Source organism: Pseudomonas sp. B20(2017) (assembly GCF_002113125.1).
Taxonomy (GTDB): domain Bacteria; phylum Pseudomonadota; class Gammaproteobacteria; order Pseudomonadales; family Pseudomonadaceae; genus Aquipseudomonas.
The window spans coordinates 238,301-260,265 of record NZ_NEJP01000002.1 but is presented as its reverse complement, the minus strand read 5'-3'; the positions used below and the strand labels follow the sequence as shown (position 1 = coordinate 260,265).

The window sequence follows — 21,965 nt, the reverse complement described above, 5'->3', positions numbered from 1 at the left end:
GTGTACCTAGACTCTGAAAATCAGCAGTGGAGGTCAATATGAATGAACCTGTCAGCCCGGGGCCGCGCAACGGCATCTTGTCCCTGACCATCAAGGACAAGTCGGTCCTCTACGCCGCCTACATGCCGTTCATCAAGAACGGCGGTCTGTTCATCCCGACCAACAAGAACTACAAGTTGGGCGACGAGGTGTTCATGCTGCTGAACCTGATGGACGAGGCGGAGAAGATTCCGGTGGCCGGCAAAGTGGCCTGGATCACCCCCAAAGGCGCCCAGGGCAACCGCGCAGCCGGCGTCGGCGTGCAATTCAACGATGGCGACAATACCGCGCGCAGTCGCATCGAAACTCATCTGGCCGGAGCCCTGAAGTCCGACCGTCCCACTCATACGATGTAAGTTGCAGTCTTTTTTATGCTCGTAGATTCCCATTGTCACCTTGATCGCCTCGACCTTGCCGTTCACGACGGTTCCCTGGATGCCGCGCTGGATGCGGCCCGTCAGCGCGGAGTCGGACACTTCCTGTGCATTGGCGTCAGCGCCGACAACGCGGCCGACGTCAAAGCCCTCGCCGAGCGTTACGACGACGTCGATTGCTCGGTTGGCGTGCATCCGCTGGATGTGCAGCCGGGCGCGGCGCCGGCGCTGGATTGGCTGCTGCACGAGCTCAATCACCCGAAAGTGGTGGCGATCGGCGAAACCGGTCTGGACTACCACTACGAGCCGGAAGCCGCCGAGTTGCAGCAGGAATCGTTCCGTCTGCACCTGCAAGCCGCGCAGCAGACCGGCAAACCGGTAATCATCCACACCCGTGGCGCCCGCGCCGACACGCTCGAATTGCTGCGCGAAGCCGCGTTGCCCCAGGCCGGCGTGTTGCATTGCTTCACCGAAGACTGGGACATGGCCAAGGCAGCGCTGGACATGGGTTATTACATTTCCCTGTCGGGCATCGTCACCTTCCGCAATGCCGATGCGCTGCGCGATGTGGCGAGCAAGGTTCCGGCCGATCGCCTGCTGGTGGAAACCGATTCGCCGTACCTGGCGCCGATCCCTTATCGCGGCAAACCGAACCTGCCGCAATACGTGCGGGAAGTGGCAGAGTTTCTGGCGATGCTGCGCGGCGAGAACTACGAGCGTTTTGCCGAGCAGACCACCGAGAACTTCAAGCGACTGTTTCCGCTGGCGAATGTAAAAGCCTGAATCGCAGGCAAAAAAAACCCGGGTTCTGGGGGGTGAATCCGGGTTAAGACCATTAGGAGTAAAACAAAGGCACGCGGTCCCTTGGTACCTTTACCGGCGCGACACTTGGGGGAGATGTCGCCCGACAGTTCAAGTATTGATCAGTCTGGCGCCGAGTCCAGTTGGCCGGCCGGGGTTTTTAAACAAATTTGGAATACGTTCGCTTCGGTTATGTTCTCATTGCCCCCGAAACGTTCGTGAAATGAACAAGAAACACAGATATGGTCGGATGATCCGTGCATTTTTGCGCAAGTTAGGCATAATACGCGGCTTCGAATTTTGACCCCTACAGACCTTTTCTTATGCACAAAGAACCTCGTAAGGTCCGTGAGTTTCGTCGCCGCGAGCAAGAAATTCTCGATACCGCGCTCAAGCTGTTCCTCGAACAAGGTGAAGACAGTGTCACCGTCGAGATGATTGCTGATGCCGTGGGTATCGGCAAAGGCACGATCTACAAGCATTTCAAGTCCAAGGCCGAAATCTATCTGCGCCTGATGCTCGATTACGAGCGCGACTTGAACGAGCTGTTGCATTCGGCCGATGTCGACAAGGACAAGGAAGCGCTGTCCCGTGCCTACTTTGAATTCCGCATGCGCGACCCGCAGCGCTATCGCCTGTTCGATCGCCTGGAAGAGAAGGTGGTCAAGGGCAATCAGGTGCCGGAGATGGTCGAGGAGCTGCACAAGATCCGTGCCTCGAACTTCGAACGCCTGACGCTGCTCATCAAAGGCCGCATCAGCGAAGGCAAGCTCGAAGACGTGCCGCCGTACTTCCACTACTGCGCATCCTGGGCGCTGGTGCACGGCGCGGTGGCGCTGTATCACTCGCCGTTCTGGAGCAATGTGCTGGAAGATCAGGAAGGTTTCTTCCAGTTCCTGATGGACATTGGCGTGCGCATGGGCAACAAGCGCAAGCGCGACCCTGAAACGCCGAGCAGCTGAATCATTCAGTTGCCTTATGCGCCGTGTTTTTCGCTACATGGCGCAGTACCGCAGGAATATACTCAGGCATAGGGCTTGCTAAAACTTGAATTGTGAGTCAAGTTTTAGCCGCTCGATTTTCCATCGCCGGAGTGCTTCATGATCGTTGACCGTCAAGGCAGGCGTTTTCGCAATTTGCGGATTAGTCTGACTTCAGCCTGCAATTACGCCTGTACCTACTGCGTGCCCAACGGCAAGCGGCTGGTGGCTGCGCAGGATGAACTGTCGGCCGAGGCAATGGCGCGTGGCGTTGCCTATCTGATCGAAGCCGCCGGCATTGAGCGCCTGCGCATCACCGGTGGCGAGCCGCTGGTCAGTCCAAAACTCGAATCTTTCATTAGCGCCGTCGGCAAGATGGGCCTGGAAGACATCAGTCTGACAACCAACGGCCAGCTCCTGGCGAAAAAACTCCCATTGCTGGTCGATGCCGGCCTGCGACGCATCAACGTTTCCCTCGATACCCTGGACGCCGGCGCGTTCCGCAGCATTGCCCGTGGCGGCGATCTGGCCACCGTGCTGGATGGCATGGATCAGGCGGCAGCGGCGGGGATGAAGATCAAGGTCAACATGGTGCCGTTACGCGGGCAAAACCTCGATCAGGTGATGCCGCTGCTCGATTACTGCCTCGAGCGTGGCTTTGAACTGCGCTTCATCGAATTGATGCGCATGGGCCACCTGGCCACCGATTCCAACGCCTTCCTGCAACAGTTCGTCAGCCTGCAACAGCTGCTGAGCCTGATCGGTGAACATTACGAGTACGCGCAAACCGACGCGCCGGTGGATGCCACGGCGGTTCGCTATGCGATTCCCGGTCGGGGCAACTTCGGCGTGATCGCCAACGAAAGCGTGCCGTTCTGCCGAACCTGCTCGCGCCTGCGCCTGTCGTCCACCGGATGGCTGCATGGCTGCCTGTCGTCGAGCAACCGCCACTACGTCGGTGACCTGCTCGACAAACCACGTCACGAGGCGCTGCCGGCGTTGCAACGGCTGCTGGTCAAGGCGCTGGGCGACAAGCAGGAAGTCGCGTTCTCCGGCGGCGCCACCGTCATGAAGATCATCGGCGGCTGAAAATCCTCATCGCGAGCAGGCTCGCTCCCACAGGTAAATGCTATTTCCTGTGGGAGCGAGCCTGCTCGCGATTACGATCGAAAAAACGACGAAGATCTGGAGGTGGCGCAAAAGCTGCATCTTACGGCCATTCGCCGGTTTTCCGTCACCGGCTTCTGGAGGATTAGGATGCGTAGCCTGGTTTTGCTGCTGGCCGTTTTGGCGCTGGGCGGCTGTATGACTGTCAGTGACATGGCCGAAGGGACTCGCTACCAGATGAGCGACGCGGGTTTGCTGGACCACAGCGACAGCCGTCGCGTAAACAATTTCCGCATTCAGCCGGATTCGTTCATCTACATTGCGCAAGGCTCGTTCGCGCCGCCGGGAGGTTCCTACCCGCGTCCGAACGTCGTGGCCGAAGAAGCTTTCAAAGGTTTCGTCGAATACTTCCCGATGGTCCGCCGCGCCCGTGCGCCGGAAGGCCTCGACCAGGCGATGGGCGAAGCCCGCGACGCTGGTGCTCACTACCTGTTGTACACCCGTTTCGCCAAGGCCGACGACCGCATCGGCAACTCCGATGAGTGGCTCGATCAGGAAGCCGTGGATCGTCTCGGTATCGACGGCGGCGTGATTCAGATCATGTTGATCGAGACCAGCACCCAGTATTTGATTGATACTGCACGGATCAAGAGTCGTGGCGGTTTACTGACGTTCCACGACAACAAACCCGAAGACCTGATCGGCCCACCGCTGGCGCAATACGCGCGCAGCCTGCTGGGCGTCGGGGACCAGTAATTCAAGGAGTACGCCATGAGTGGCCCGCAAAAAGCCAATGACCTGCTGGGGCAAATCCCCAAAACCAAAGGCTTGCCGCCGGTGCACTTGTGGAACCCGGATTTCTGCGGCGACATCGACATGCGCATCGCCCGTGACGGCACCTGGTATTACCTGGGCACGCCGATCGGGCGCAAGCCGATGGTCAAGCTGTTCTCCACCATCATCCGCCGCGATGGCGATGATTATTTCCTGATCACCCCGGTGGAGAAGGTCGGGATCAAGGTCGATGACGCGCCATTCGTGGCGATTGCCGTCGAGGTGGAAGGCGAGGGTGAGGCGCAACTGCTGCGTTTCACCACCAACGTCGATGAAACCACCGAGGCCGGCGCGGAACATCCGATCCGCGTCGAGATTGATCCGACAACGCAAGAACCCGCGCCCTACGTGCATGTGCGCACCAACCTCGAGGCGCTGATCCACCGCAACGTGTTCTACCAATTGGTCGAGCTGGCAGTCTGCCGTGAAATCGATGGCCAGCGCTGGCTTGGTGTCTGGAGCGGCGGCGAGTTCTTTCGCATCGGCCTCGAACCTTAAAAAACCGCAGTCTGTGAAAGCAGGCTGCGGTTTTTTGTCGTTGACTCTCAATCGTATGATGATTAGCGTAGGCACCCACAGCGAAGGGTTTCGGGGTGTCCATGTCGAGCAGTTTTCACGCATCAACGGTTGACTGGCTGGGCGCCTGGATTGCCGCTGGCCAAGTCAAACCGGGGCAGGCGATCAAGGTCGAGGCCGATCTGGGCGAGCAGCTCGGTGTCAGTCGCACCGTGATTCGCGAAGCCATCAAGACCCTCGTCGCCAAAGGCATGCTTGAAGTCGGGCCGAAAGTCGGCACGCGGGTGCTGCCGATCAAGCGCTGGAACCTGTTCGACCCGCAAGTCGTAGGCTGGCTGTCGCGCAGCGGCCTGCCGGAAAACTTCGTCGATGACCTGCTCGACCTGCGCCGCACCATCGAACCGATGGCGGTGCGCTGGGCCTGCGAGCGGGCGACCGTCGAACAGGTGCAAGCCGTGCGGCAGGCCTACAACGCGCTGGAGCGGGCGGTGGACAGCGGCATCGATTACAACCGCGCCGACCAGTTCTTCCACGAATGCATTCTCGCTGCCAGCCACAATCAATTCATCGAGCAGATGGTGCCGGCCCTCGGCGCATTACTCGCGGTGTCCTTCGAAGTTTCTGCGGCCGACCCCGATGAATTGCGCCGCACTCTGCCCATCCATAAAGACATGGCCGACGCCATCGCCGCCCGGGATGCCGCGCGCGGTGTATGGGCCTGCATGACCCTGATCGACAATGCCGACCTGGCCATCAAGCGGTTTTACCCGCAGGTGATGGCCGACAAGAAAGCCAGCTGACAAAAACAACAAGACAGGAGGTTGCATGACGTGGACTGCGGTGACAGAGCATCGGGCGCAACTGGGCGAGGGACCGTTCTGGGACGCACCGACCCAGGCGCTGTATTGGGTCGACATTGCCGGCAAGCAGGCGCTGCGCCTGATCGGGCAGAACGTGCAGATCTGGCAGATGCCGGAGCACGTTTCGGCGTTCATTCCCTGCGCCAGCGGCGACGCACTGGTGACCCTGAGCAGCGGCGTCTACCGACTGGATCTGGATTCCCCCGGACTTGAACCCCGACTGACACTGTTCTGTGTCGCCGATCCGCAACCGGGCAACCGCGCCAACGAGGCACGTTGCGATGGCCAGGGCCGTTTGTGGCTCGGCACCATGCAGAACAACATCGGCGAGCAGGGCGAGGATCTGCCGATCACGCGTCGTTCCGGCGGTCTGTTCCGGGTTGATCCGGATAAACGCGTCACACCATTGTTGCGCGGCCTGGGCATTCCCAACACGTTGCTCTGGAGCGACGACGGCACCACGCTGCTGTTCGGCGACAGCCTCGACAGCACTTTGTACCGCTACTTCATCCACACCGACGGCAACCTCGACACGGCCCAGCCCTGGTACAGCGCCGATCAGCACGGTGGCCCGGACGGCTCGGCGATGGACGCCGAAGGCTACGTGTGGAACGCCCGCTGGGACGGCAGCTGCCTGCTGCGTTTGACGCCGGATGGCCAGATTGATCGCAAGATCGACCTGCCGATCAGTCGCCCCACCAGTTGCGTTTTCGGCGGTGCAGATCTGAAAACTCTGTACATCACCAGCGCCAAAAGTCCGATGAATCATTCGCTGGACGGCGCCGTACTGTCGCTGGAAGTGGATATCGCCGGAAAGCGGTGCACGCGATTCGCCAATTAAATCCCAAAATATGGGACGCAAAATTATATATTGAGATTATTTGGCGGTCGGGTTTATAGTCGGCTCCAGCAGTAACACGCACTCACACTTAAAAAGAACAAAACAGGTGAAGTGATGCAGCGAATTTCCATCGCACTCCACAGCGGAGTCAGCGCTTCGGGCCGTTCCGGTACCGCGGCGTGCGCTCGCCTGTTTTGTTCCAGAAGCCTTCCAGACCGGACATCGTCAGATGCCCGGTTTTTTTATGCTTTCGAACAGGAGTCCTGATTCATGGCTGAACCACTATCCTTGCCACCGGTGCCCGAGCCACCGAAAGGTGAGCGCCTGAAAAACAAGGTCGTGCTGCTGACCGGCGCCGCCCAAGGCATCGGCGAAGCAATCGTCGCGACCTTCGCCTCGCAGCAGGCCAAACTGGTGATCAGCGATATCCAGGCCGAGAAGGTCGAGAAAGTCGCCGCGCACTGGCGCGAGCAGGGCGCCGATGTGCAGGCGATCAAGGCCGACGTCTCGCGTCAGCAGGATCTGCACGCCATGGCCAAGCTGGCCATCGAGCTGCACGGTCGCATCGATGTGCTGGTCAACTGCGCCGGGGTCAACGTGTTCCGCGATCCGCTGGAAATGACCGAAGAAGACTGGAAACGCTGCTTCGCCATCGACCTCGACGGCGCCTGGTATGGCTGCAAAGCCGTATTGCCGCAGATGATCGAGCAGGGCATCGGCAGCATCATCAACATTGCCTCGACCCACTCGACCAACATCATCCCCGGCTGCTTTCCGTACCCGGTGGCCAAGCATGGCCTGCTCGGGCTGACCCGCGCGCTGGGCATCGAGTACGCGCCGAAGGGTATTCGGGTCAATGCGATTGCACCGGGCTACATCGAAACCCAACTCAACGTCGATTACTGGAACGGCTTTGCCGACCCGCACGCCGAACGCCAGCGCGCTTTCGATCTGCATCCGCCAAAACGCATTGGCCAGCCGATTGAAGTGGCGATGACCGCCGTGTTCCTGGCCAGCGATGAAGCGCCGTTCATCAATGCCTCGTGCATCACCATCGATGGTGGCCGCTCGGTGATGTACCACGACTGAGTAAGCGGATTTCAGGTGGAAAGGTCCGCCTGAAATTCAATCATCATACGATATGACTATTGTCGTCATGATTCGCAGGAAACGCTTCGACCGCTTTAACGTTTTTCAAATAACGCTCAAGAAAAATAACAAGGAGTCTGCTTATGAAACGTCGTTTCGGGATTCGTACCCTGTGCAGTACCGCGCTGGCGGTCACTGCGTTCAGCCTGAGCAGTTCGCTGCTGGCCGCCGATCCGGTGAAGATCGGTTTTCTGGTCAAGCAGGCCGAAGAGCCGTGGTTCCAGACTGAATGGGCCTTCGCCGAGAAAGCTGCCAAGGACAAAGGCTTCGAGCTGATCAAGATCGCCGTGCCGGACGGCGAGAAAACCCTCTCCGCTATCGACAGCCTTGCGGCCAACGGCGCCAAGGGCTTCGTCATCTGCCCGCCGGATGTGTCCCTCGGCCCGGCGATCATGGCCAAGGCCAAACTCAATGACCTGAAAGTCATCGCCGTCGACGACCGCTTCGTCGACGCCAACGGTAAGTTCATGGAAGAGGTGCCGTACCTCGGCATGGCCGCTTTCGAAGTCGGCCAGAAGCAGGGCGCCGCCATGGCCGCCGAGGCGAAAAAGCGTAACTGGGACTGGAAAGACACCTACGCGGTGGTCAACACCTACAACGAACTCGACACCGGCAAGAAGCGCACCGACGGCTCGATGAAGGCGCTCGAAGATGCCGGCATGCCGAAAGACCACATTCTGACCGCCGCCCTGAAAACCCTCGACGTACCGGGCAGCATGGACGCCACCAACTCGGCGCTGGTCAAGCTGCCGAGTGCGGCGAAGAACCTGATCATCGGCGGCATGAACGACAACACCGTGCTGGGCGGCGTGCGCGCCACTGAAGCCGCCGGGTTTGCCGCGGCCAACGTGATCGGTATCGGCATCAACGGCACCGACGCGATCGGCGAGCTGAAAAAGCCCAACAGCGGCTTCTACGGTTCGATGCTGCCGAGCCCGCACATCGAGGGCTACAACACCGCGAGCATGATGTACGAGTGGGTCACCACCGGCAAAGAACCGCCGAAGTACACCGCGATGGACGACGTCACCCTGATCACCCGCGACAACTTCAAGCAGGAGCTGGAGAAGATCGGCCTGTGGAACTGACGGCAGCGGCGGCCTGGGCAGCCGGGCCGCTTGAACGGTGTGATGAGGTGGCTTAAATGCACGCGCAAGTACAGACACAAGAACACAGCGCCAGCGGCAGCCTGCGTTTCAACGGGATCGGCAAGACCTTCCCGGGCGTAAAGGCGCTGGACGGCATCAGTTTTGTCGCTCACCCCGGGCAGGTTCACGCCTTGATGGGCGAGAACGGCGCTGGCAAATCGACCCTGCTGAAGATCCTCGGCGGCGCCTACATTCCGAGCAGCGGCGAGCTGCAGATCGGCGAGCGGACGATGGCCTTCAAGTCGACCGCCGACAGCATCGGCAGCGGCGTGGCGGTGATTCACCAGGAGCTGCATCTGGTGCCGGAAATGACCGTGGCCGAGAACCTGTTTCTCGGTCACCTGCCGGCCAGTTTCGGCCTGATCAATCGCGGCGCGCTGCGCCAGCAAGCCTTGGCTTGTCTCAAAGGTCTGGCCGATGAAATCGACCCGCAGACCAAGGTCGGGCGGCTGTCCCTCGGCCAGCGGCAACTGGTGGAAATCGCCAAGGCACTGTCCCGTGGCGCGCATGTGATTGCCTTTGACGAACCGACCAGCAGCCTCTCGGCGCGGGAAATCGACCGCTTGATGGCGATCATCGGCCGGCTGCGCGACGAGGGCAAAGTGGTGCTCTACGTCTCCCATCGTATGGAAGAAGTGTTCCGCATCTGCGATGCGGTGACGGTGTTCAAGGACGGTCGCTACGTGCGCACCTTCGACGACATGAGCCAGTTGACCCATGATCAACTGGTGACCTGCATGGTCGGGCGTGACATTCAGGACATCTACGATTATCGCGGTCGTCCGCGCGGTGCCGTGGCGCTGAGAGTCGATGGATTGCTCGGCCCGGGCCTGCGCGAGCCGATCAGTTTCGATGCACACAAAGGCGAGATTCTGGGCCTGTTCGGACTGGTCGGGGCAGGGCGCACCGAGCTGTTCCGGCTGCTGAGCGGCCTGGAGCGCAACACCGCCGGACGCCTGGAATTGCGCGGCCATGAACTGAAGCTGCGTTCGCCTCGCGATGCGATTGCCGCCGGGATTCTGCTGTGCCCGGAGGATCGCAAGAAGGAAGGCATCATCCCGCTGGCCAGCGTTGCCGAGAACATCAACATCAGTGCACGGGGCGCGAACTCCGGCCTCGGTTGCCTGCTGCGCGGGATCTGGGAAAAGGGCAACGCCGACAAACAGATCAAGGCCCTGAAGGTGAAAACGCCCCACGCCGGGCAACAGATCAAGTTCCTGTCCGGCGGTAATCAGCAGAAAGCCATTCTCGGTCGCTGGCTGTCGATGCCGATGAAAGTCCTGCTGCTCGACGAGCCGACCCGGGGCATCGACATCGGTGCCAAGGCCGAGATCTACCAGATCATCCATAACCTGGCCGCCGACGGTATTTCGGTGATCGTGGTGTCGAGCGATCTGATGGAAGTGATGGGTATTTCCGACCGCATTCTGGTGCTGTGCGAGGGCGCCTTGCGTGGCGAAGTCAGCCGCGACCAGGCCAACGAATCCAACCTGCTGCAACTGGCTTTGCCGCGCCACCGCGCTGACGGCGTGGCGAACTGAGAGGTGACTATGATGACAACCCAAAACGAAACCCTGCCGACCGAGCGCAAACCTCTGGATATGCGGCGCTTCCTCGATGACTGGGTGATGCTGCTGGCGGCGGTGGGCATTTTTGTCGCCTGCACCTTGCTGATCGACAACTTCCTCTCGCCGCTGAACATGCGTGGCCTGGGCCTGGCGATTTCCACCACCGGGATTGCCGCGTGCACCATGTTGTATTGCCTGGCGTCGGGGCATTTCGACCTGTCGGTGGGTTCGGTGATTGCCTGCGCCGGCGTGGTTGCGGCGGTGGTGATGCGCGACACCAACAGCGTGTTTCTCGGCGTCAGCGCGGCGCTGGTGATGGGGCTTATCGTCGGGCTGATCAACGGCATCGTGATCGCCAAGTTGCGGGTCAATGCGCTGATCACGACGCTGGCGACCATGCAGATCGTCCGTGGCCTGGCCTACATTTTTGCCAACGGCAAAGCGGTGGGCGTGTCGCAGGAATCGTTCTTCGTGTTCGGCAATGGCCAGTTGTTCGGCGTGCCGGTGCCGATCCTGATCACCATCGTCTGCTTCCTGTTTTTCGGCTGGCTGCTGAATTACACGACCTACGGGCGTAACACCATGGCCATTGGTGGCAACCAGGAAGCGGCGCTGCTGGCAGGGGTGAATGTTGACCGGACGAAGATCATCATCTTCGCGGTGCATGGGGTGATCGGTGCACTGGCGGGTGTGATTCTGGCTTCGCGGATGACTTCGGGTCAGCCGATGATCGGGCAGGGGTTTGAGTTGACGGTGATTTCGGCTTGCGTGTTGGGTGGGGTGTCGTTGAGTGGCGGGATCGGGATGATCCGGCATGTGATTGCCGGAGTGCTGATTCTGGCGATTATCGAGAATGCGATGAATCTGAAGAATATCGACACGTTTTATCAGTACGTGATTCGGGGTTCGATTCTGCTGTTGGCTGTCGTCATCGACCGTCTCAAGCAACGGTAATCTGCAATACCCTGTGGGAGCGAGCTTGCTCGCGATAGCGGTAGATCCGGCACTTTGATGTCGGATGTGCAGGCCTTATCGCGAGCAAGCTCGCTCCCACAGGTCACGTATCTACCGAACCTTCCGTCACTTCCAGATAAATACTCCTTGCTCGTCCTGTCTTGTTTCGGTTATCACTTTGTACATGATTAGACAGGTACGATTTGACAAGAAACAACGGGTGGTCGACGAACTCATCCGGCGCATCGAAAGCGGCCTCCTGGAGGACGGCTTTCTGTTGCCCGGCGAACATCAGTTGGCTCAGGAATTCAACGTCAGCCGTGGCACGTTGCGCGAAGCGCTGGCCGAACTGAAGCGGCGCAAATACATCGCCACGCAAAGTGGAGTCGGTTCTATTGTCACTTTCGACGGCGTGGTGCTCGACCAGCAGAGCGGCTGGGCCCAGGCGCTGGCCGATAGCGGGGCGCTGATCAACACTGAAGTGCTGCGTCTGGAAGCCGTGACTCGCGAGGATCTGCTGCCGCGTTTCGGTTCCGATCAATTCATTCTGCTCGAACGTCGCCGCCGTTCCAACGATGGCACGGCGGTCTCCCTTGAACGCTCTCTGATGCCCGCGAGTGGAGGCCTGGAAAGCCTGCCGCGAGTCGGCCTGATCGACAATTCCCTGACCATCACCCTGGCCGCCTACGGTTACGTCGGTGAGCGCGGCGATCAATGGATCGGCGCCGAACCGCTCAACACTGTGGACGCCGAACTGCTCGGCCGCGCTGAGGGCTCGGTGTTCCTCAAGGCATTGCGCACCACCTACGACCGGCAAAACCGTTTCATGGAACAGGTCGAAAGCCTGCTCGACCCGGTGCATTTCCGTCTGCACCTGCAATTTGGAGAATCAAAATGACCGCCCTCGACCGTGCCCTGGGCGCGTTTTACGGCCTGGCCCTCGGCGACGCGCTGGGCATGCCGACGCAATCCCTGAACCGCGAAACCATCAAGCAGCGCTTCGGCCAGATCACCGATCTGCAAGACGCCGGCCCCTTGCAGCCGATTGCCGCGAACATGCCCAAGGGCTCGATCACCGATGACACTGAACAGGCGATTCTGGTCGGCGAGTTGCTGGTCGAAGGTCGCGGCCGGATCGAACCGGCGGTGCTCGCGCAACGGCTGATCGAGTGGGAAGCCGAGATGCAGGCCAAAGGCTCGCAGGACTTGCTCGGCCCGTCGACCAAACGTGCGATCGAAATGATCCTCGCCGGCCATTCGCCCGAAGAGGCTGGCCGCTACGGCACCACAAACGGCGCAGCGATGCGCATCACCCCGGTGGGAATCGCGGCGGATGTCGCCGATCCCGAGCGCTTTATCGCGGCGGTGGTGCAGGCGTGTCAGGTCACTCACAACACCACACTGGGGATTTCCAGCGCGGCGGCGGTGGCGGCGGTGGTTTCGGCCGGCATCAACGGCCTGGATCTGGGCGAGGCGCTGAACCTTGGCCAGCAGATCGCCCAGCAAGCGGAAGCGCACGGGCACTGGGTAGCCGGTGGGCGCATCGCGTCGCGGATCAGTTGGGCGCGCAGCATCAGTGTCGAGAGCGACCCGATGTTGCTCGCGGATCTGCTGTACGACGTGATCGGCACTTCGGTGGCGTCGCAGGAATCGGTGGTGGTTTCGTTCGCCCTCGCGCAGCAAGTCGCGGTCGGTGAAATGACGCCGTTCGATGCGCTATGCATGGCCGCGAGCCTGGGTGGCGACACCGACACCATCGCTGCGATTCTCGGCGCCATGCTCGGGGCCTGCCTGGGCCTGCAGAGCTGGCCGGCACCGATGATTGAAACGGTGAAGGCCGTCAATGATCTGGAGCTGGAACCGTTGGTGCAGGGGCTTTTGGCCCTGCGTTGATTGGACTGTCGCCTTCGCTGGCAAGCCAGCTCCCACAGGGACCGTGCAAACCTCAAGGTTCACTTTGAACCTGAGGGAGCTTCCACAGGGACGGTGCAAATCTCAAGGTTCACTTCGAACCTGTGGGAGCGAGCTTGCTCGCGAAAGGCGCACCACAAGTCTTGAATATTCACCCGCAATGGATCGCGCAGACAGGCCCAGGAAGGGCAGGATGTCTTGTCGTTCTGCGTCATTGCCACAACCACAATAAAGGCAAACAGGAGCATTTTTCATGAGTTCATCGAACGCCGGGCAAAGCGCCGGGCAACTGGAAACCCGGGGCATCGAACCGGTGCCGGAAGGCGAGTGCAACGGCCATCCGCTGCAACTGTTCTGGGTCTGGTTCGCTGCCAACATTTCCATCCTCGGCCTGCCGCTGGGCGCCACGCTGGTTGCGTTTCGCGGCCTGGCGATCTGGCAGGCGATCATCGTCGCGATCCTCGGCGCTGCCGGTTCGTTCGCGGTGGTGGGGATCATCTCGATTGCCGGTCGTCGCGGTCGTGCGCCGAGCCTGACCCTGTCGCGGGCAATCTTCGGTGTACGCGGCAATATCGGCCCGACGCTGGTGTCGCTGATGTCGCGCCTGGGCTGGGAAACCGTCAACACCACCACCGCCGCGTTCGTGCTGCTGTCGTTGTGTTCGATCCTGTTCGGCTCGCCGGTGGAAGCCAAAAGCGCGCCGGTGCTGACCCTGATTTTTATCGCGATTTTCGTGCTGCTGACCCTGTCGGTGTCCGGCCTCGGCCACGCCACCTTGCTGGTGATCCAGAAGTGGGCGACCTACGTGTTCGGTGCGCTGAACATTCTGGTCGGCGGCTTCCTCTGCGCGACCATCGACTGGAGCGCGGTGTTCAACGCCACACCAGCACCGATGAGCGCGATGATCATCGGCATCGGCACCATGGCCGCCGGCACCGGGATCGGCTGGGCCAACGCAGGCGCCGACATGTCGCGCTATCAGCATCGCAGCGTCAAAGCCGTGCGCCTGGTCGCTTCGGCGGCGTTCGGCGCGGGGATTCCGCTGGTGCTGCTGATCACCCTCGGCGGCCTGCTGTCGGTGGGCAACAACGATCTGGCGTCGGCGACTGACCCGATTGTGGCGATCCGCGACATGCTGCCGACCTGGATGGCCGTGCCGTACTTGATCACCGCATTCGGTGGTCTGCTGCTGTCGAACAACCTGTCGGTGTACTCCGCCGGTTTGACCACGCTGACCCTCGGCCTGAAGGTCAAGCGCGTGTACGCGGTGGTCGTCGATATCGTTGCGATCTTCGCCGGTTCGATCTACTTCATGCTGATCGCCGACAGCTTCTACGGCCCGTTCATTACCTTCATTTCCCTGCTGGCGGTGCCGATCACTGCGTGGGTCGGGATCTTCGTCGTCGACCTGATTCACCGTCACTACTACAGCCCGAAAGACCTGCTCGACGTCAGCCCGAGCAGCGCCTACTGGTACAGCGGCGGCATCGAGTGGCGCGCGTTCGGCGCGTGGGCGATTGCGATCGTGCTGGGCTTCAGTTTCACCACCATCGGCACCACGGCTGAAAATGTCTGGTTCAAGGGCTTCCTGTCCGACTCCTGGCTGGGCCACAACGGCCTCGGCTGGATCGTGACGTTCGTGGTCGCCGGCGGCATTTACTTCGTACTCGGCGGGGCGAGAGATCGCCGCGCCGCGCAATCCGAGAATGCTCATGCCTAAGATGTTGCACACCGGCCAGGTCATCATCGACTTGGTCATGGCCGTGGAGGCGCTGCCGCAAATCGGCGGTGACGTGCTGGCGCAGTCCGCCAGTTTCGAAGCTGGCGGCGGCTTTAATGTGATGGCCGCCGCCGCGCGCAATGGCTTGCCGGTGGTCTATCTGGGTCGCCACGGCAACGGTCGGTTCGGCGATCTGGCGCGCCAAGCGATGAGCGCCGAAGGCATCCGCATCGGCATCGATCAGCCTGCAGAGCGTGACACCGGCATCTGCGTGGCGCTGACCGATGCGTCGGCCGAGCGCAGTTTCATTTCCTACATCGGCGCTGAAGGCGAGGTCACGGCGGCGGAGCTGAACAGCGTTGCCGCCGAGTCGGGGGACTACGTCTACGTCAGCGGCTACAGCCTGCTGCACAGCGGCAAGGCTCAGGCGTTGCTGGACTGGACGCTGGCGCTGCCGAAGACAATCAATGTGGTGTTCGATCCCGGCCCGCTGGTGGAGTCGCCGGACTCACCGATGATGCAGGCGTTGCTGCCGCGCATCGACGTGTGGACCAGCAACAGCGTCGAGGCGCTGCGTTTCACGGGCGCGGCGGACATCGAAACAGCACTGGACCGCTTGGCCGTGCACCTGCCCAAGGACGTGCTGATGGTTGTGCGCGATGGTCCACAGGGTTGCTGGATTCATCAGCGTGGAGAACGTCAGCATGTACCGGGTTTCAAGGTGCAGGCGGTAGACAGCAACGGCGCGGGTGACGCGCATGCCGGGGTGTTCGTTGCCGGGCTTGCGCAAGGACTCGCGGCTCACGAAGCCGCAAGGCGCGCCAACGCTGCGGCCGCGTTGGCCGTCACCCGTTGGGGCCCGGCGACATCACCGGGCACTGCCGAAGTCGATGCATTGATCCTTGATACTTGCGATCACTGATCGATCGCTTTCGCGAGCAAGTTCGCTCCCATATGGGAACTGTGGTGTTCACACATACCCTGTGGGAGCGAGCTTGCTCGCGAAGAGGCTAGAAGATTCAGCACAAAGCCTGATTCAACTCGCCTTGCGCAACGCGGCTATCAACTCATCCTTGCGCATGGTCGAGCGCCCGGGAATCTTCCGCTCACGCGCCTCTTTCCTCAGGCTGTCGACCGTCTGCACTTCGCGCGAAGCCTTGCTGTCGCGCGAGCGTCCCTCGCGGCTCACCGCCGCGCGTCGCGCCGACTCCTTGCGATCCTCAGACTTGGCACTCGCCGGTTTCCGGTGCCCGGAACCCCCCGTCTTTTCGCCGCCGCCAGACTGTTTGTTGACAGTCGCCCAGGCCCGCGCCTCGGCTTCGTCCTTCGGAACGCCTTTCTGTTCATAGCTGTCTTCGATGTGCGCGGCCTTGCGCTTTTGTTCGGCGGTGTATTTGGCTTTGCTTCCACGAGGCATTGGATTTCTCCTTGCACCAGGTTTTGAGTGCTGTGGTCAGCTGTCGAGTTTGCGGGCCGCTTCCACGCCTGCGGCACTGAGTTTGATGGGCAGGTTCAATGAGTGCTCGCCTGCTTCGTTACAGGTCACGTGGCCATGGTGGATAAGTCCACGGTCTTGCAGCGCGGCGAGGGCGCTGGCCACGACCTTCTCGCCACGATAATTGTCCAGCACTTCCTTGCCCAGTCCGTTCGGGTGGGCATGCAACAAACGGGTGAGGACTTCTTTTTCCAGGTTTTTATCGTCGTTCATGGTTACCTCTTCCTGAATGTGAATCGGGCTTCGAGAGGGCGAACTACTTTCCGGCTCCTTCCGAGCCCGAGCCACCAGTGGTGGTTTTCGAGTCGGTACCGGCTCCGGAGTTATCCGGCGGCAGGGGATTGCCGGAAGTGCCACCCTGACGGCCAGGATCATTGCCCTGGGTGCGCGGGTCGGTGCCGGTCGCCGGTGGCAGGGCATTTTCCACCCCTGAGCCGTCAGTGTTCATGCCGGGGGCACTCTGGATGGCAGGGGCTTTCGGGCGCTCGACCGGGTCGGTGGGACCGGTGCCGGCGGCGGTGGTGGCGGCAAAAACCGCAGGACTGAGCAGTGTGGCGAATACCAGGGCGGTCAACCTTGACGAGATCATGGGGTGTCTCCAGTGATTGGAATCCTTACATGATCTTGGTCTGCCCTCGCTCCGCAATGGTGCCTGATGAGCGACGAACGGTTCAGTTGGCTGGCGCGGTTTTGCTTTCGGCCTGTCTCCACAGCAGGCGCCCGATCGTGATCAACCAGTTCGATACGGCCACCGCCAGCACGGTCAGCAACAGCGTCGCCATGCCGTGCTCGACGATGATTTTCCCGGCCAGCAGCGGGAAACCGAACACGCCGATGAAGTACGAAAGACTGAACAACAGCAATGCTTGGGACGTGGTGCCGGCCGGCGCTTCGTTGGCCGCCAATCCGTTGATCACCGAGTAGGTAAGGCCGTAACCGACACCCAGCATCACCGCTGCCAGCAGATAGCTGAAACCACTCTGCACGCCGAACGCGAACAACACGATCGAGCCGAGCATCAACCCCGACAACAGGCACGACGCGCGCAGCGGATCACGTTTGACCACATAGCCCGCGATCAACATCCGGCTGCTGATCGCAGCGCTCATGAAGCCCAGGAAGAACAGCGAATAATCCAGCGAACGGGCGGCGGCATAGCTGGTCTGGAAACTCGACAGCCCGCCGAATACACAACCGCCGAGGCCGACCATGATGATCGGAAACACCGCTCGGGAACTGAGCACCTGAGCAGTCGCCTGCCAGCTGATTTTTGCCGCTGACGCGGCTTGTGTACTTTTCAGACGGGCACCGAGACGCCAGAACAACAGCACGCCAACCAGACTCGCCGCAGCCGCCAGATAGAACGCCGACGTCACCGGCAAACCCAGCGCACTCGCTGCACGTCCGAGCAACGGGCCGCTGCCGATCCCGGTCATCATGCTGCCGGACAGCAGCGCAAAGTATTTCGCCCGCTGCGCCGGGCTTACCAGACTGGCGACGATGATCGGCCCCAGCGTGTAGAACACGCCCCAGCCCAACCCGAGCAGCAAGCCGAAAAACAGCAGCCAATGGCCGAAGCCCGGCGTCGTCGCAAACCCCAGACTCGCCGCCACCAGCAACAGCCCGAACAACGCAATCGAACGCGCCGCACCCAGCCAGTCGGACAGGTGTCCGGACACCAGCACCGCAACGAAGGTGCTGAGCATCGCCGCACTGATCACGCTGCCGGCATCGTGCTCGTTGCCGCCGCGAGAACCGATCAACAGCGAGAGCAAAAACGTCGAGCCGTAGGACAGCGACAACAGATAACTGGCGAGGCAGAACAGGCCGAACAGTTTGCCCGAGACCTGAGGTGTTGCTTGAGGCATGACGCGGTTCCTTGACCGAAAAAATTGAGCGTCATCTATCTATCACGTCATGCCTGCGGCTTAGGTCTGAGCTTGGTGATCTCAGGATCGTGAATGACCGGAGTAACACCTTCAGACCACGCCGATCTCTTCCTTGAACTGCTCCATGAAACCCTTCAGGCGTTGATGACGAATTTGCGCCAGACGCTGACCGGCAACGGTCTGGAAACCGTCGGCGAGGTGCAGCAGTTTGGTCTGGAAATGATCGAGGCAGAATCGCTTGTCGTCGTAGTCCCTTTCCTTGGCCTCGGGGTCGTGCGGGTCGTATAGCGAGCTGCCCATGCGCCCAGCGGTGTAGAAGGTGCGGGCGACGCCGAGCATGCCAATGGAGTCGAGACGGTCGGCGTCCTGCATCAGTCGCGCTTCGAGGGTGAGCGGGGTGATGTTGGCGGAAAAACTGTGGGCTTCGATGGCGTGGGTGACGGCGTCGATTCTGGCTTCGGGCCAGTTCACGTTTGCCAACACCTTTGAGGCTTTTTCCGCTGCCAGTCGCGATGCCTGTGCACGTAGCGGCGAGTTCTTTTCCACCGCGACGCAATCGTGCAGCAACACCGCCGCCAGCAGCACCTCAAGGTCGCCACCTTCCTCGGCCTGCAAAGTGCGCACGTTGTGCCAGACCCGTTGCAGGTGCGATAGATCATGGGCGCCATCCTCCGACGGTTCCAGCGCATGGGGCAGCAGTTCGGCGGCGAGTGAGGCCAGTGGTTCGAAAGCGATCGTGTTCATGCATGTCCTATAAAGCAAACAACAGTCCTTGTGGGAGCGAGCTTGCTCGCGAAGACCTCGGCACAGGCAATACCTCCATCGACTGGCGGGACGCCTTCGCGAGCAAGCTCGCTCCCACACGGATCGCCGTGTTTCTGTAATTGAGTAGGGTAGTGTTTGCTTTGCCATGTGACGAGCGCCGCGCGCCGCCTTAGTATGGCGTTTTCCTTTTTCCGACAAGGCCCGTCCATGACGATCGAAATCCGCCCGGCGACCCCCAGCGATGCTCCGCAAATCCTCGCGTTCATCACCGAATTGGCAGACTTCGAAAAGGCCCGTCACGAAGTCATCGCCAGCGTCGCCGACATCGAGCGCAGCCTGTTCAGCGAAGGCGCCACCGCCCATGGTCTTATCTGCCTGCGCGATGGCGTGCCGATCGGTTTCGCGGTGTTCTTCTTCAGCTATTCGACCTGGCTGGGCAGCAACTGCCTGTACCTCGAAGACCTCTACATCACCCCGGAACAACGGGGCGGCGGCGCCGGTAAAACCCTGCTGCGCCACCTCGCGAAAATCGCCTGCGCCAACGACTGTGGCCGGTTCGAATGGAGCGTGCTGGACTGGAACACCCCGGCCATCGAATTCTACAAATCCCTCGGCGCCCAGCCACAGGAAGAGTGGGTGCGTTACCGCATGGATGGCAAGGTGTTGCGCGAGTTTGCCGAGGGTTGATCGTCAGGGCTTTTGTCTGGTTTTGGCTGTTTTCTCATCGGTCGCTTCCCAATTGCCACTCAAAAGACCATCAAGTGCCTGACGTACGGAAATCTTGAAGGCTCCGGCCTTCCCTTCATCGAAGGCCGCTTTCCAATACTCGTAGCCCTGACTGAAATCCGGAATCTGCGCAGCCTCTCCCACGCGTCGGGTGAGGCTTTGTTGCAAGGCTTTGGCATGGAAGGGCAGATGAGGCATTTCATTGATTTCATTACCCGCCACCGGGTTGATCATGCGGATGCCGTCGACCCGGATGTGCACAACCTTGCCGTATGCCGGGTAGTCCTCGATTTTCAGGATGGTCAGTGTCGACTGCTCTTCTCCCGACCGGGTCTTGTAGGCCCAGATATCGCCTTCCTTCAGCGATGGTGCAGCGCTGACGACTGAGCTGAAGCAAAGTGCGCCCAGCAGCGCCAACGTTTTCAGTACCTTCATTTTTCATCCTTGAGCATTCGAGTGCGTGCGCCGCCGGGGGCGCGAGGCGGCATTTTAGAGTGTTGGTGGAGAAAATCTTGTCACACTTGAAAGTCCCACAATATGGGAATGATATTTATATATTGAGATTTTGCATTCGCCGGGTTTATAGTCCGTTTCACTCACTGCCAATAACAAAACAGGTGAAGCGATGCTGGCGCAATTGATCGCGCTCGATTGGGGGACGACCTCACTACGTGCTTACAAACTCGCGGCGGGCAGGCAGGTGCTGGCGCAGCGTTCGCTGTCGTTCGGGATCATGCAGTTGCCGAAGACGCCGCGCGTCATCAACGGTCGCGAATGCGCCGACGGTTTTGAACTGGCGTTCGACGAGGCTTGCGGCGACTGGCTCGACGCGCAGCCCGATTTGCCGGTGATTGCCTGTGGCATGGTCGGTAGCGCTCAGGGCTGGCGCGAAGCGTGCTACCGCGATACGCCGGCCAACGTGGCCGATCTCGGAAAATCCCTGCAAACCGTTCGCAGCATCCGCGGTGTCGATGTGCACATCGTGCCGGGTGTGATTCAGCGCTCGGCGCTGCCGAACGTGATGCGCGGCGAGGAGACCCAGGTTCTCGGCGTCCTGCAGAGTCTGCCGGTCGAGGCGGGCAACAATCTGCTGATCGGTCTGCCGGGCAGTCATTCGAAATGGGTGGAAGTGGCCGACGGCTGCATCACCCGTTTCGACACCTTCATGACCGGCGAAGTGTTCGCCGTGCTCAGCGAACACAGCATTCTCGGTCGTACCCAACAGCACAGCGCGACGTTCGACGCCGAGGCATTCGATCGCGGCGTGCAGGTGGCGTTATCGGCGGAAGGAGAGATCGGCGTGCTGTCGACGCTGTTCAGCGCCCGCAGCCTCGGCCTGACCGGTGAACTCAGCACCACCGCGCAACCGGACTATCTGTCCGGCCTGCTGATCGGCCACGAGCTGACAGCATTGGCCGCCGTGCAACGGCACCGGCGCAACAGCACAGACCTTCCATCAATCATCCTCATCGGCAACGCGCAATTGTGCGCCCGTTACAACCGGGCCCTCGACGCCTGCGGTTTCGCCCGGGTGACTCTGGCCGAGCAAGCCACCGAGCGTGGTCTGTGGCAACTGGCGCTCGCCGCCGGACTGATCGATTCCTCATCCCGTTAACCCTGACTGGAGGCCTGACATGCTCAAGCAAGCACTGGCGCAAAACGGTCTGATCGCGATCCTGCGCGGCCTGCATCCGCAGGAAGCCGCCGCTGTCGGAGAAGTCCTGTACGCGGCCGGATTTCGCGTCATCGAAGTACCGCTCAATTCCCCTGCACCGTACGAAAGTATCCGCATTCTGCGTAATACGTTGCCCGCCGATTGCCTGATCGGTGCCGGCACGGTTCTTACTCCGGAACAGGTCGAACGGGTGAAGGAAGCCGGCGGTCAGGTCATCGTCATGCCCCACAGCGATGCCAAGGTGTTACGCGCAGCGAAAGCGGCGGGATTGTACCTGTCGCCGGGCGTCGCAACGCCGACCGAAGCCTTCGCGGCACTGGAGGAGGGCGCGGACATTCTCAAGCTGTTCCCGGCCGAGCAGATGGGCCCTGCGGTGGTGAAAGCCTGGCTGGCGGTGTTGCCGGTCGGGACGATTCTGGCACCGGTCGGCGGCATCACGCCGGACAACATGCAGGCGTTCATCGATGCCGGCGTCAAAGGCTTCGGCCTTGGCTCCGGACTGTTCAAACCGGGCATGACGACTGAGCAAGTCGCGGCCAATGCCAAGGCCTACGTGGCGTCCTGGAAAGCCCTTCGCTAAGACTTTTCCGGCGCTGCGTGCGCTGCATCTAAC

Annotated in this window: 25 protein-coding genes; 19 read left to right on the top strand and 6 right to left on the bottom strand. The window is 60.9% G+C overall.

Annotated features, from left to right (window positions below):
* Positions 1-38 precede the first annotated feature (38 nt).
* From CAF63_RS04205 to CAF63_RS04130, 16 genes are all read left to right on the top strand, one after another.
* Positions 39-395 (top strand): PilZ domain-containing protein, encoded by a 357-nt coding sequence (locus tag CAF63_RS04205; RefSeq protein ID WP_039770657.1) that lies wholly within the window; start codon positions 39-41, stop codon positions 393-395.
* 15 nt (positions 396-410) lie between these two features.
* A complete protein-coding gene (locus CAF63_RS04200) occupies positions 411-1,196 on the top strand; it encodes a TatD family hydrolase (RefSeq protein ID WP_064383477.1) in 786 nt (261 codons plus the stop codon).
* 341 nt (positions 1,197-1,537) lie between these two features.
* Positions 1,538-2,176, top strand: a complete 639-nt coding sequence (locus tag CAF63_RS04195) for a TetR/AcrR family transcriptional regulator (protein ID WP_007950805.1) — start codon at positions 1,538-1,540, stop codon at positions 2,174-2,176.
* Between the two features lie 138 nt (positions 2,177-2,314).
* Positions 2,315-3,283: a GTP 3',8-cyclase MoaA gene (locus tag CAF63_RS04190; RefSeq protein ID WP_085683526.1), complete on the top strand. Its 969-nt coding sequence runs from the start codon at positions 2,315-2,317 to the stop codon at positions 3,281-3,283.
* A 168-nt stretch (positions 3,284-3,451) separates the two neighbouring features.
* Positions 3,452-4,057 (top strand): DUF4823 domain-containing protein, encoded by a 606-nt coding sequence (locus tag CAF63_RS04185; RefSeq protein ID WP_007950810.1) that lies wholly within the window; start codon positions 3,452-3,454, stop codon positions 4,055-4,057.
* A 15-nt stretch (positions 4,058-4,072) separates the two neighbouring features.
* Positions 4,073-4,633 carry a DUF1285 domain-containing protein gene (locus tag CAF63_RS04180; protein ID WP_085683525.1) on the top strand — a complete coding sequence of 187 codons (561 nt, stop codon included), beginning with the start codon at positions 4,073-4,075 and terminating at the stop codon, positions 4,631-4,633.
* A 101-nt stretch (positions 4,634-4,734) separates the two neighbouring features.
* Positions 4,735-5,451: a FadR/GntR family transcriptional regulator gene (locus CAF63_RS04175; RefSeq protein WP_064383471.1), complete on the top strand. Its 717-nt coding sequence runs from the start codon at positions 4,735-4,737 to the stop codon at positions 5,449-5,451.
* A 25-nt stretch (positions 5,452-5,476) separates the two neighbouring features.
* On the top strand, positions 5,477-6,352 hold the full coding sequence (locus tag CAF63_RS04170) for an SMP-30/gluconolactonase/LRE family protein (protein WP_085683524.1): 876 nt from the start codon (positions 5,477-5,479) through the stop codon (positions 6,350-6,352).
* Positions 6,353-6,622: 270 nt separating this feature from the next.
* Positions 6,623-7,441, top strand: a complete 819-nt coding sequence (locus tag CAF63_RS04165; RefSeq protein ID WP_011335425.1) for an SDR family oxidoreductase — start codon at positions 6,623-6,625, stop codon at positions 7,439-7,441.
* A 143-nt stretch (positions 7,442-7,584) separates the two neighbouring features.
* Positions 7,585-8,589: a substrate-binding domain-containing protein gene (locus CAF63_RS04160; protein WP_085683523.1), complete on the top strand. Its 1,005-nt coding sequence runs from the start codon at positions 7,585-7,587 to the stop codon at positions 8,587-8,589.
* Positions 8,590-8,645: 56 nt separating this feature from the next.
* Positions 8,646-10,190, top strand: a complete 1,545-nt coding sequence (araG, locus tag CAF63_RS04155) for an L-arabinose ABC transporter ATP-binding protein AraG (RefSeq protein ID WP_007950823.1) — start codon at positions 8,646-8,648, stop codon at positions 10,188-10,190.
* A gap of 12 nt (positions 10,191-10,202) precedes the next feature.
* Positions 10,203-11,171, top strand: a complete 969-nt coding sequence (gene araH, locus CAF63_RS04150; protein WP_011335422.1) for an L-arabinose ABC transporter permease AraH — start codon at positions 10,203-10,205, stop codon at positions 11,169-11,171.
* A gap of 184 nt (positions 11,172-11,355) precedes the next feature.
* Positions 11,356-12,069, top strand: coding sequence for a GntR family transcriptional regulator (locus tag CAF63_RS04145; protein WP_085683522.1), 714 nt, complete (start codon positions 11,356-11,358; stop codon positions 12,067-12,069).
* Positions 12,066-13,064, top strand: a complete 999-nt coding sequence (locus tag CAF63_RS04140; protein WP_085683521.1) for an ADP-ribosylglycohydrolase family protein — start codon at positions 12,066-12,068, stop codon at positions 13,062-13,064. Before CAF63_RS04145 ends, CAF63_RS04140 begins: the two co-directional genes overlap by 4 nt.
* A gap of 271 nt (positions 13,065-13,335) precedes the next feature.
* The gene (locus tag CAF63_RS04135; protein ID WP_085683520.1) at positions 13,336-14,802 is read left to right on the top strand and encodes a cytosine permease; all 1,467 of its coding nucleotides are present in this window, start codon (positions 13,336-13,338) and stop codon (positions 14,800-14,802) included.
* Positions 14,795-15,724: a PfkB family carbohydrate kinase gene (locus CAF63_RS04130; RefSeq protein ID WP_085683519.1), complete on the top strand. Its 930-nt coding sequence runs from the start codon at positions 14,795-14,797 to the stop codon at positions 15,722-15,724. Before CAF63_RS04135 ends, CAF63_RS04130 begins: the two co-directional genes overlap by 8 nt.
* 114 nt (positions 15,725-15,838) lie before the next feature.
* Here CAF63_RS04130 and CAF63_RS04125 read toward each other — a convergent pair whose 3' ends face one another.
* The 5 genes from CAF63_RS04125 to CAF63_RS04105 all read right to left on the bottom strand — a co-directional run bounded on the left by CAF63_RS04125 (position 15,839) and on the right by CAF63_RS04105 (position 18,930).
* On the bottom strand, positions 15,839-16,219 hold the full coding sequence (locus CAF63_RS04125; protein ID WP_085683518.1) for a Rho termination factor N-terminal domain-containing protein: 381 nt from the start codon (positions 16,217-16,219) through the stop codon (positions 15,839-15,841).
* A gap of 36 nt (positions 16,220-16,255) precedes the next feature.
* The gene (locus CAF63_RS04120) at positions 16,256-16,510 is read right to left on the bottom strand and encodes a hypothetical protein (RefSeq protein WP_085683517.1); all 255 of its coding nucleotides are present in this window, start codon (positions 16,508-16,510) and stop codon (positions 16,256-16,258) included.
* A 43-nt stretch (positions 16,511-16,553) separates the two neighbouring features.
* Entirely contained in the window at positions 16,554-16,886 is a 333-nt protein-coding gene (locus tag CAF63_RS04115; protein WP_085683516.1) for a hypothetical protein, read from the bottom strand.
* Between the two features lie 82 nt (positions 16,887-16,968).
* Positions 16,969-18,165 carry an MFS transporter gene (locus CAF63_RS04110; protein ID WP_085683515.1) on the bottom strand — a complete coding sequence of 399 codons (1,197 nt, stop codon included), beginning with the start codon at positions 18,163-18,165 and terminating at the stop codon, positions 16,969-16,971.
* Positions 18,166-18,276: 111 nt separating this feature from the next.
* The gene (locus tag CAF63_RS04105; RefSeq protein WP_085683514.1) at positions 18,277-18,930 is read right to left on the bottom strand and encodes an HD domain-containing protein; all 654 of its coding nucleotides are present in this window, start codon (positions 18,928-18,930) and stop codon (positions 18,277-18,279) included.
* A 228-nt stretch (positions 18,931-19,158) separates the two neighbouring features.
* Between CAF63_RS04105 and CAF63_RS04100 the strand changes: the two genes are divergently transcribed.
* Positions 19,159-19,638, top strand: a complete 480-nt coding sequence (locus CAF63_RS04100; RefSeq protein WP_085607298.1) for a GNAT family N-acetyltransferase — start codon at positions 19,159-19,161, stop codon at positions 19,636-19,638.
* Positions 19,639-19,641: 3 nt separating this feature from the next.
* Here the strand turns inward: CAF63_RS04100 and CAF63_RS04095 are convergent, their stop codons facing one another.
* A complete protein-coding gene (locus tag CAF63_RS04095; protein WP_085683513.1) occupies positions 19,642-20,112 on the bottom strand; it encodes a hypothetical protein in 471 nt (156 codons plus the stop codon).
* A 190-nt stretch (positions 20,113-20,302) separates the two neighbouring features.
* Between CAF63_RS04095 and CAF63_RS04090 the strand changes: the two genes are divergently transcribed.
* A complete protein-coding gene (locus CAF63_RS04090; protein WP_085683512.1) occupies positions 20,303-21,292 on the top strand; it encodes a 2-dehydro-3-deoxygalactonokinase in 990 nt (329 codons plus the stop codon).
* A 19-nt stretch (positions 21,293-21,311) separates the two neighbouring features.
* Complete coding sequence (locus CAF63_RS04085; RefSeq protein WP_085683511.1) at positions 21,312-21,932, top strand: 2-dehydro-3-deoxy-6-phosphogalactonate aldolase; 621 nt, start codon at positions 21,312-21,314, stop codon at positions 21,930-21,932.
* Positions 21,933-21,965: the final 33 nt, after the last annotated feature.

What these genes read in the sequence shown, in the direction of transcription:
- CAF63_RS04205 (WP_039770657.1), top strand. Translation starts at nt 39, where the DNA reads ATGAATGAACCTGTCAGCCCGGGGCCGCGCAACGGCATCTTGTCCCTG.
- CAF63_RS04200 (WP_064383477.1), top strand. Translation starts at nt 411, where the DNA reads ATGCTCGTAGATTCCCATTGTCACCTTGATCGCCTCGACCTTGCCGTT.
- CAF63_RS04195 (WP_007950805.1), top strand. Translation starts at nt 1,538, where the DNA reads ATGCACAAAGAACCTCGTAAGGTCCGTGAGTTTCGTCGCCGCGAGCAA.
- CAF63_RS04190 (WP_085683526.1), top strand. Translation starts at nt 2,315, where the DNA reads ATGATCGTTGACCGTCAAGGCAGGCGTTTTCGCAATTTGCGGATTAGT.
- CAF63_RS04185 (WP_007950810.1), top strand. Translation starts at nt 3,452, where the DNA reads ATGCGTAGCCTGGTTTTGCTGCTGGCCGTTTTGGCGCTGGGCGGCTGT.
- CAF63_RS04180 (WP_085683525.1), top strand. Translation starts at nt 4,073, where the DNA reads ATGAGTGGCCCGCAAAAAGCCAATGACCTGCTGGGGCAAATCCCCAAA.
- CAF63_RS04175 (WP_064383471.1), top strand. Translation starts at nt 4,735, where the DNA reads ATGTCGAGCAGTTTTCACGCATCAACGGTTGACTGGCTGGGCGCCTGG.
- CAF63_RS04170 (WP_085683524.1), top strand. Translation starts at nt 5,477, where the DNA reads ATGACGTGGACTGCGGTGACAGAGCATCGGGCGCAACTGGGCGAGGGA.
- CAF63_RS04165 (WP_011335425.1), top strand. Translation starts at nt 6,623, where the DNA reads ATGGCTGAACCACTATCCTTGCCACCGGTGCCCGAGCCACCGAAAGGT.
- CAF63_RS04160 (WP_085683523.1), top strand. Translation starts at nt 7,585, where the DNA reads ATGAAACGTCGTTTCGGGATTCGTACCCTGTGCAGTACCGCGCTGGCG.
- araG (WP_007950823.1), top strand. Translation starts at nt 8,646, where the DNA reads ATGCACGCGCAAGTACAGACACAAGAACACAGCGCCAGCGGCAGCCTG.
- araH (WP_011335422.1), top strand. Translation starts at nt 10,203, where the DNA reads ATGACAACCCAAAACGAAACCCTGCCGACCGAGCGCAAACCTCTGGAT.
- CAF63_RS04145 (WP_085683522.1), top strand. Translation starts at nt 11,356, where the DNA reads ATGATTAGACAGGTACGATTTGACAAGAAACAACGGGTGGTCGACGAA.
- CAF63_RS04140 (WP_085683521.1), top strand. Translation starts at nt 12,066, where the DNA reads ATGACCGCCCTCGACCGTGCCCTGGGCGCGTTTTACGGCCTGGCCCTC.
- CAF63_RS04135 (WP_085683520.1), top strand. Translation starts at nt 13,336, where the DNA reads ATGAGTTCATCGAACGCCGGGCAAAGCGCCGGGCAACTGGAAACCCGG.
- CAF63_RS04130 (WP_085683519.1), top strand. Translation starts at nt 14,795, where the DNA reads ATGCCTAAGATGTTGCACACCGGCCAGGTCATCATCGACTTGGTCATG.
- CAF63_RS04125 (WP_085683518.1), bottom strand. Translation starts at nt 16,219, where the DNA reads ATGCCTCGTGGAAGCAAAGCCAAATACACCGCCGAACAAAAGCGCAAG.
- CAF63_RS04120 (WP_085683517.1), bottom strand. Translation starts at nt 16,510, where the DNA reads ATGAACGACGATAAAAACCTGGAAAAAGAAGTCCTCACCCGTTTGTTG.
- CAF63_RS04115 (WP_085683516.1), bottom strand. Translation starts at nt 16,886, where the DNA reads ATGATCTCGTCAAGGTTGACCGCCCTGGTATTCGCCACACTGCTCAGT.
- CAF63_RS04110 (WP_085683515.1), bottom strand. Translation starts at nt 18,165, where the DNA reads ATGCCTCAAGCAACACCTCAGGTCTCGGGCAAACTGTTCGGCCTGTTC.
- CAF63_RS04105 (WP_085683514.1), bottom strand. Translation starts at nt 18,930, where the DNA reads ATGAACACGATCGCTTTCGAACCACTGGCCTCACTCGCCGCCGAACTG.
- CAF63_RS04100 (WP_085607298.1), top strand. Translation starts at nt 19,159, where the DNA reads ATGACGATCGAAATCCGCCCGGCGACCCCCAGCGATGCTCCGCAAATC.
- CAF63_RS04095 (WP_085683513.1), bottom strand. Translation starts at nt 20,112, where the DNA reads ATGAAGGTACTGAAAACGTTGGCGCTGCTGGGCGCACTTTGCTTCAGC.
- CAF63_RS04090 (WP_085683512.1), top strand. Translation starts at nt 20,303, where the DNA reads ATGCTGGCGCAATTGATCGCGCTCGATTGGGGGACGACCTCACTACGT.
- CAF63_RS04085 (WP_085683511.1), top strand. Translation starts at nt 21,312, where the DNA reads ATGCTCAAGCAAGCACTGGCGCAAAACGGTCTGATCGCGATCCTGCGC.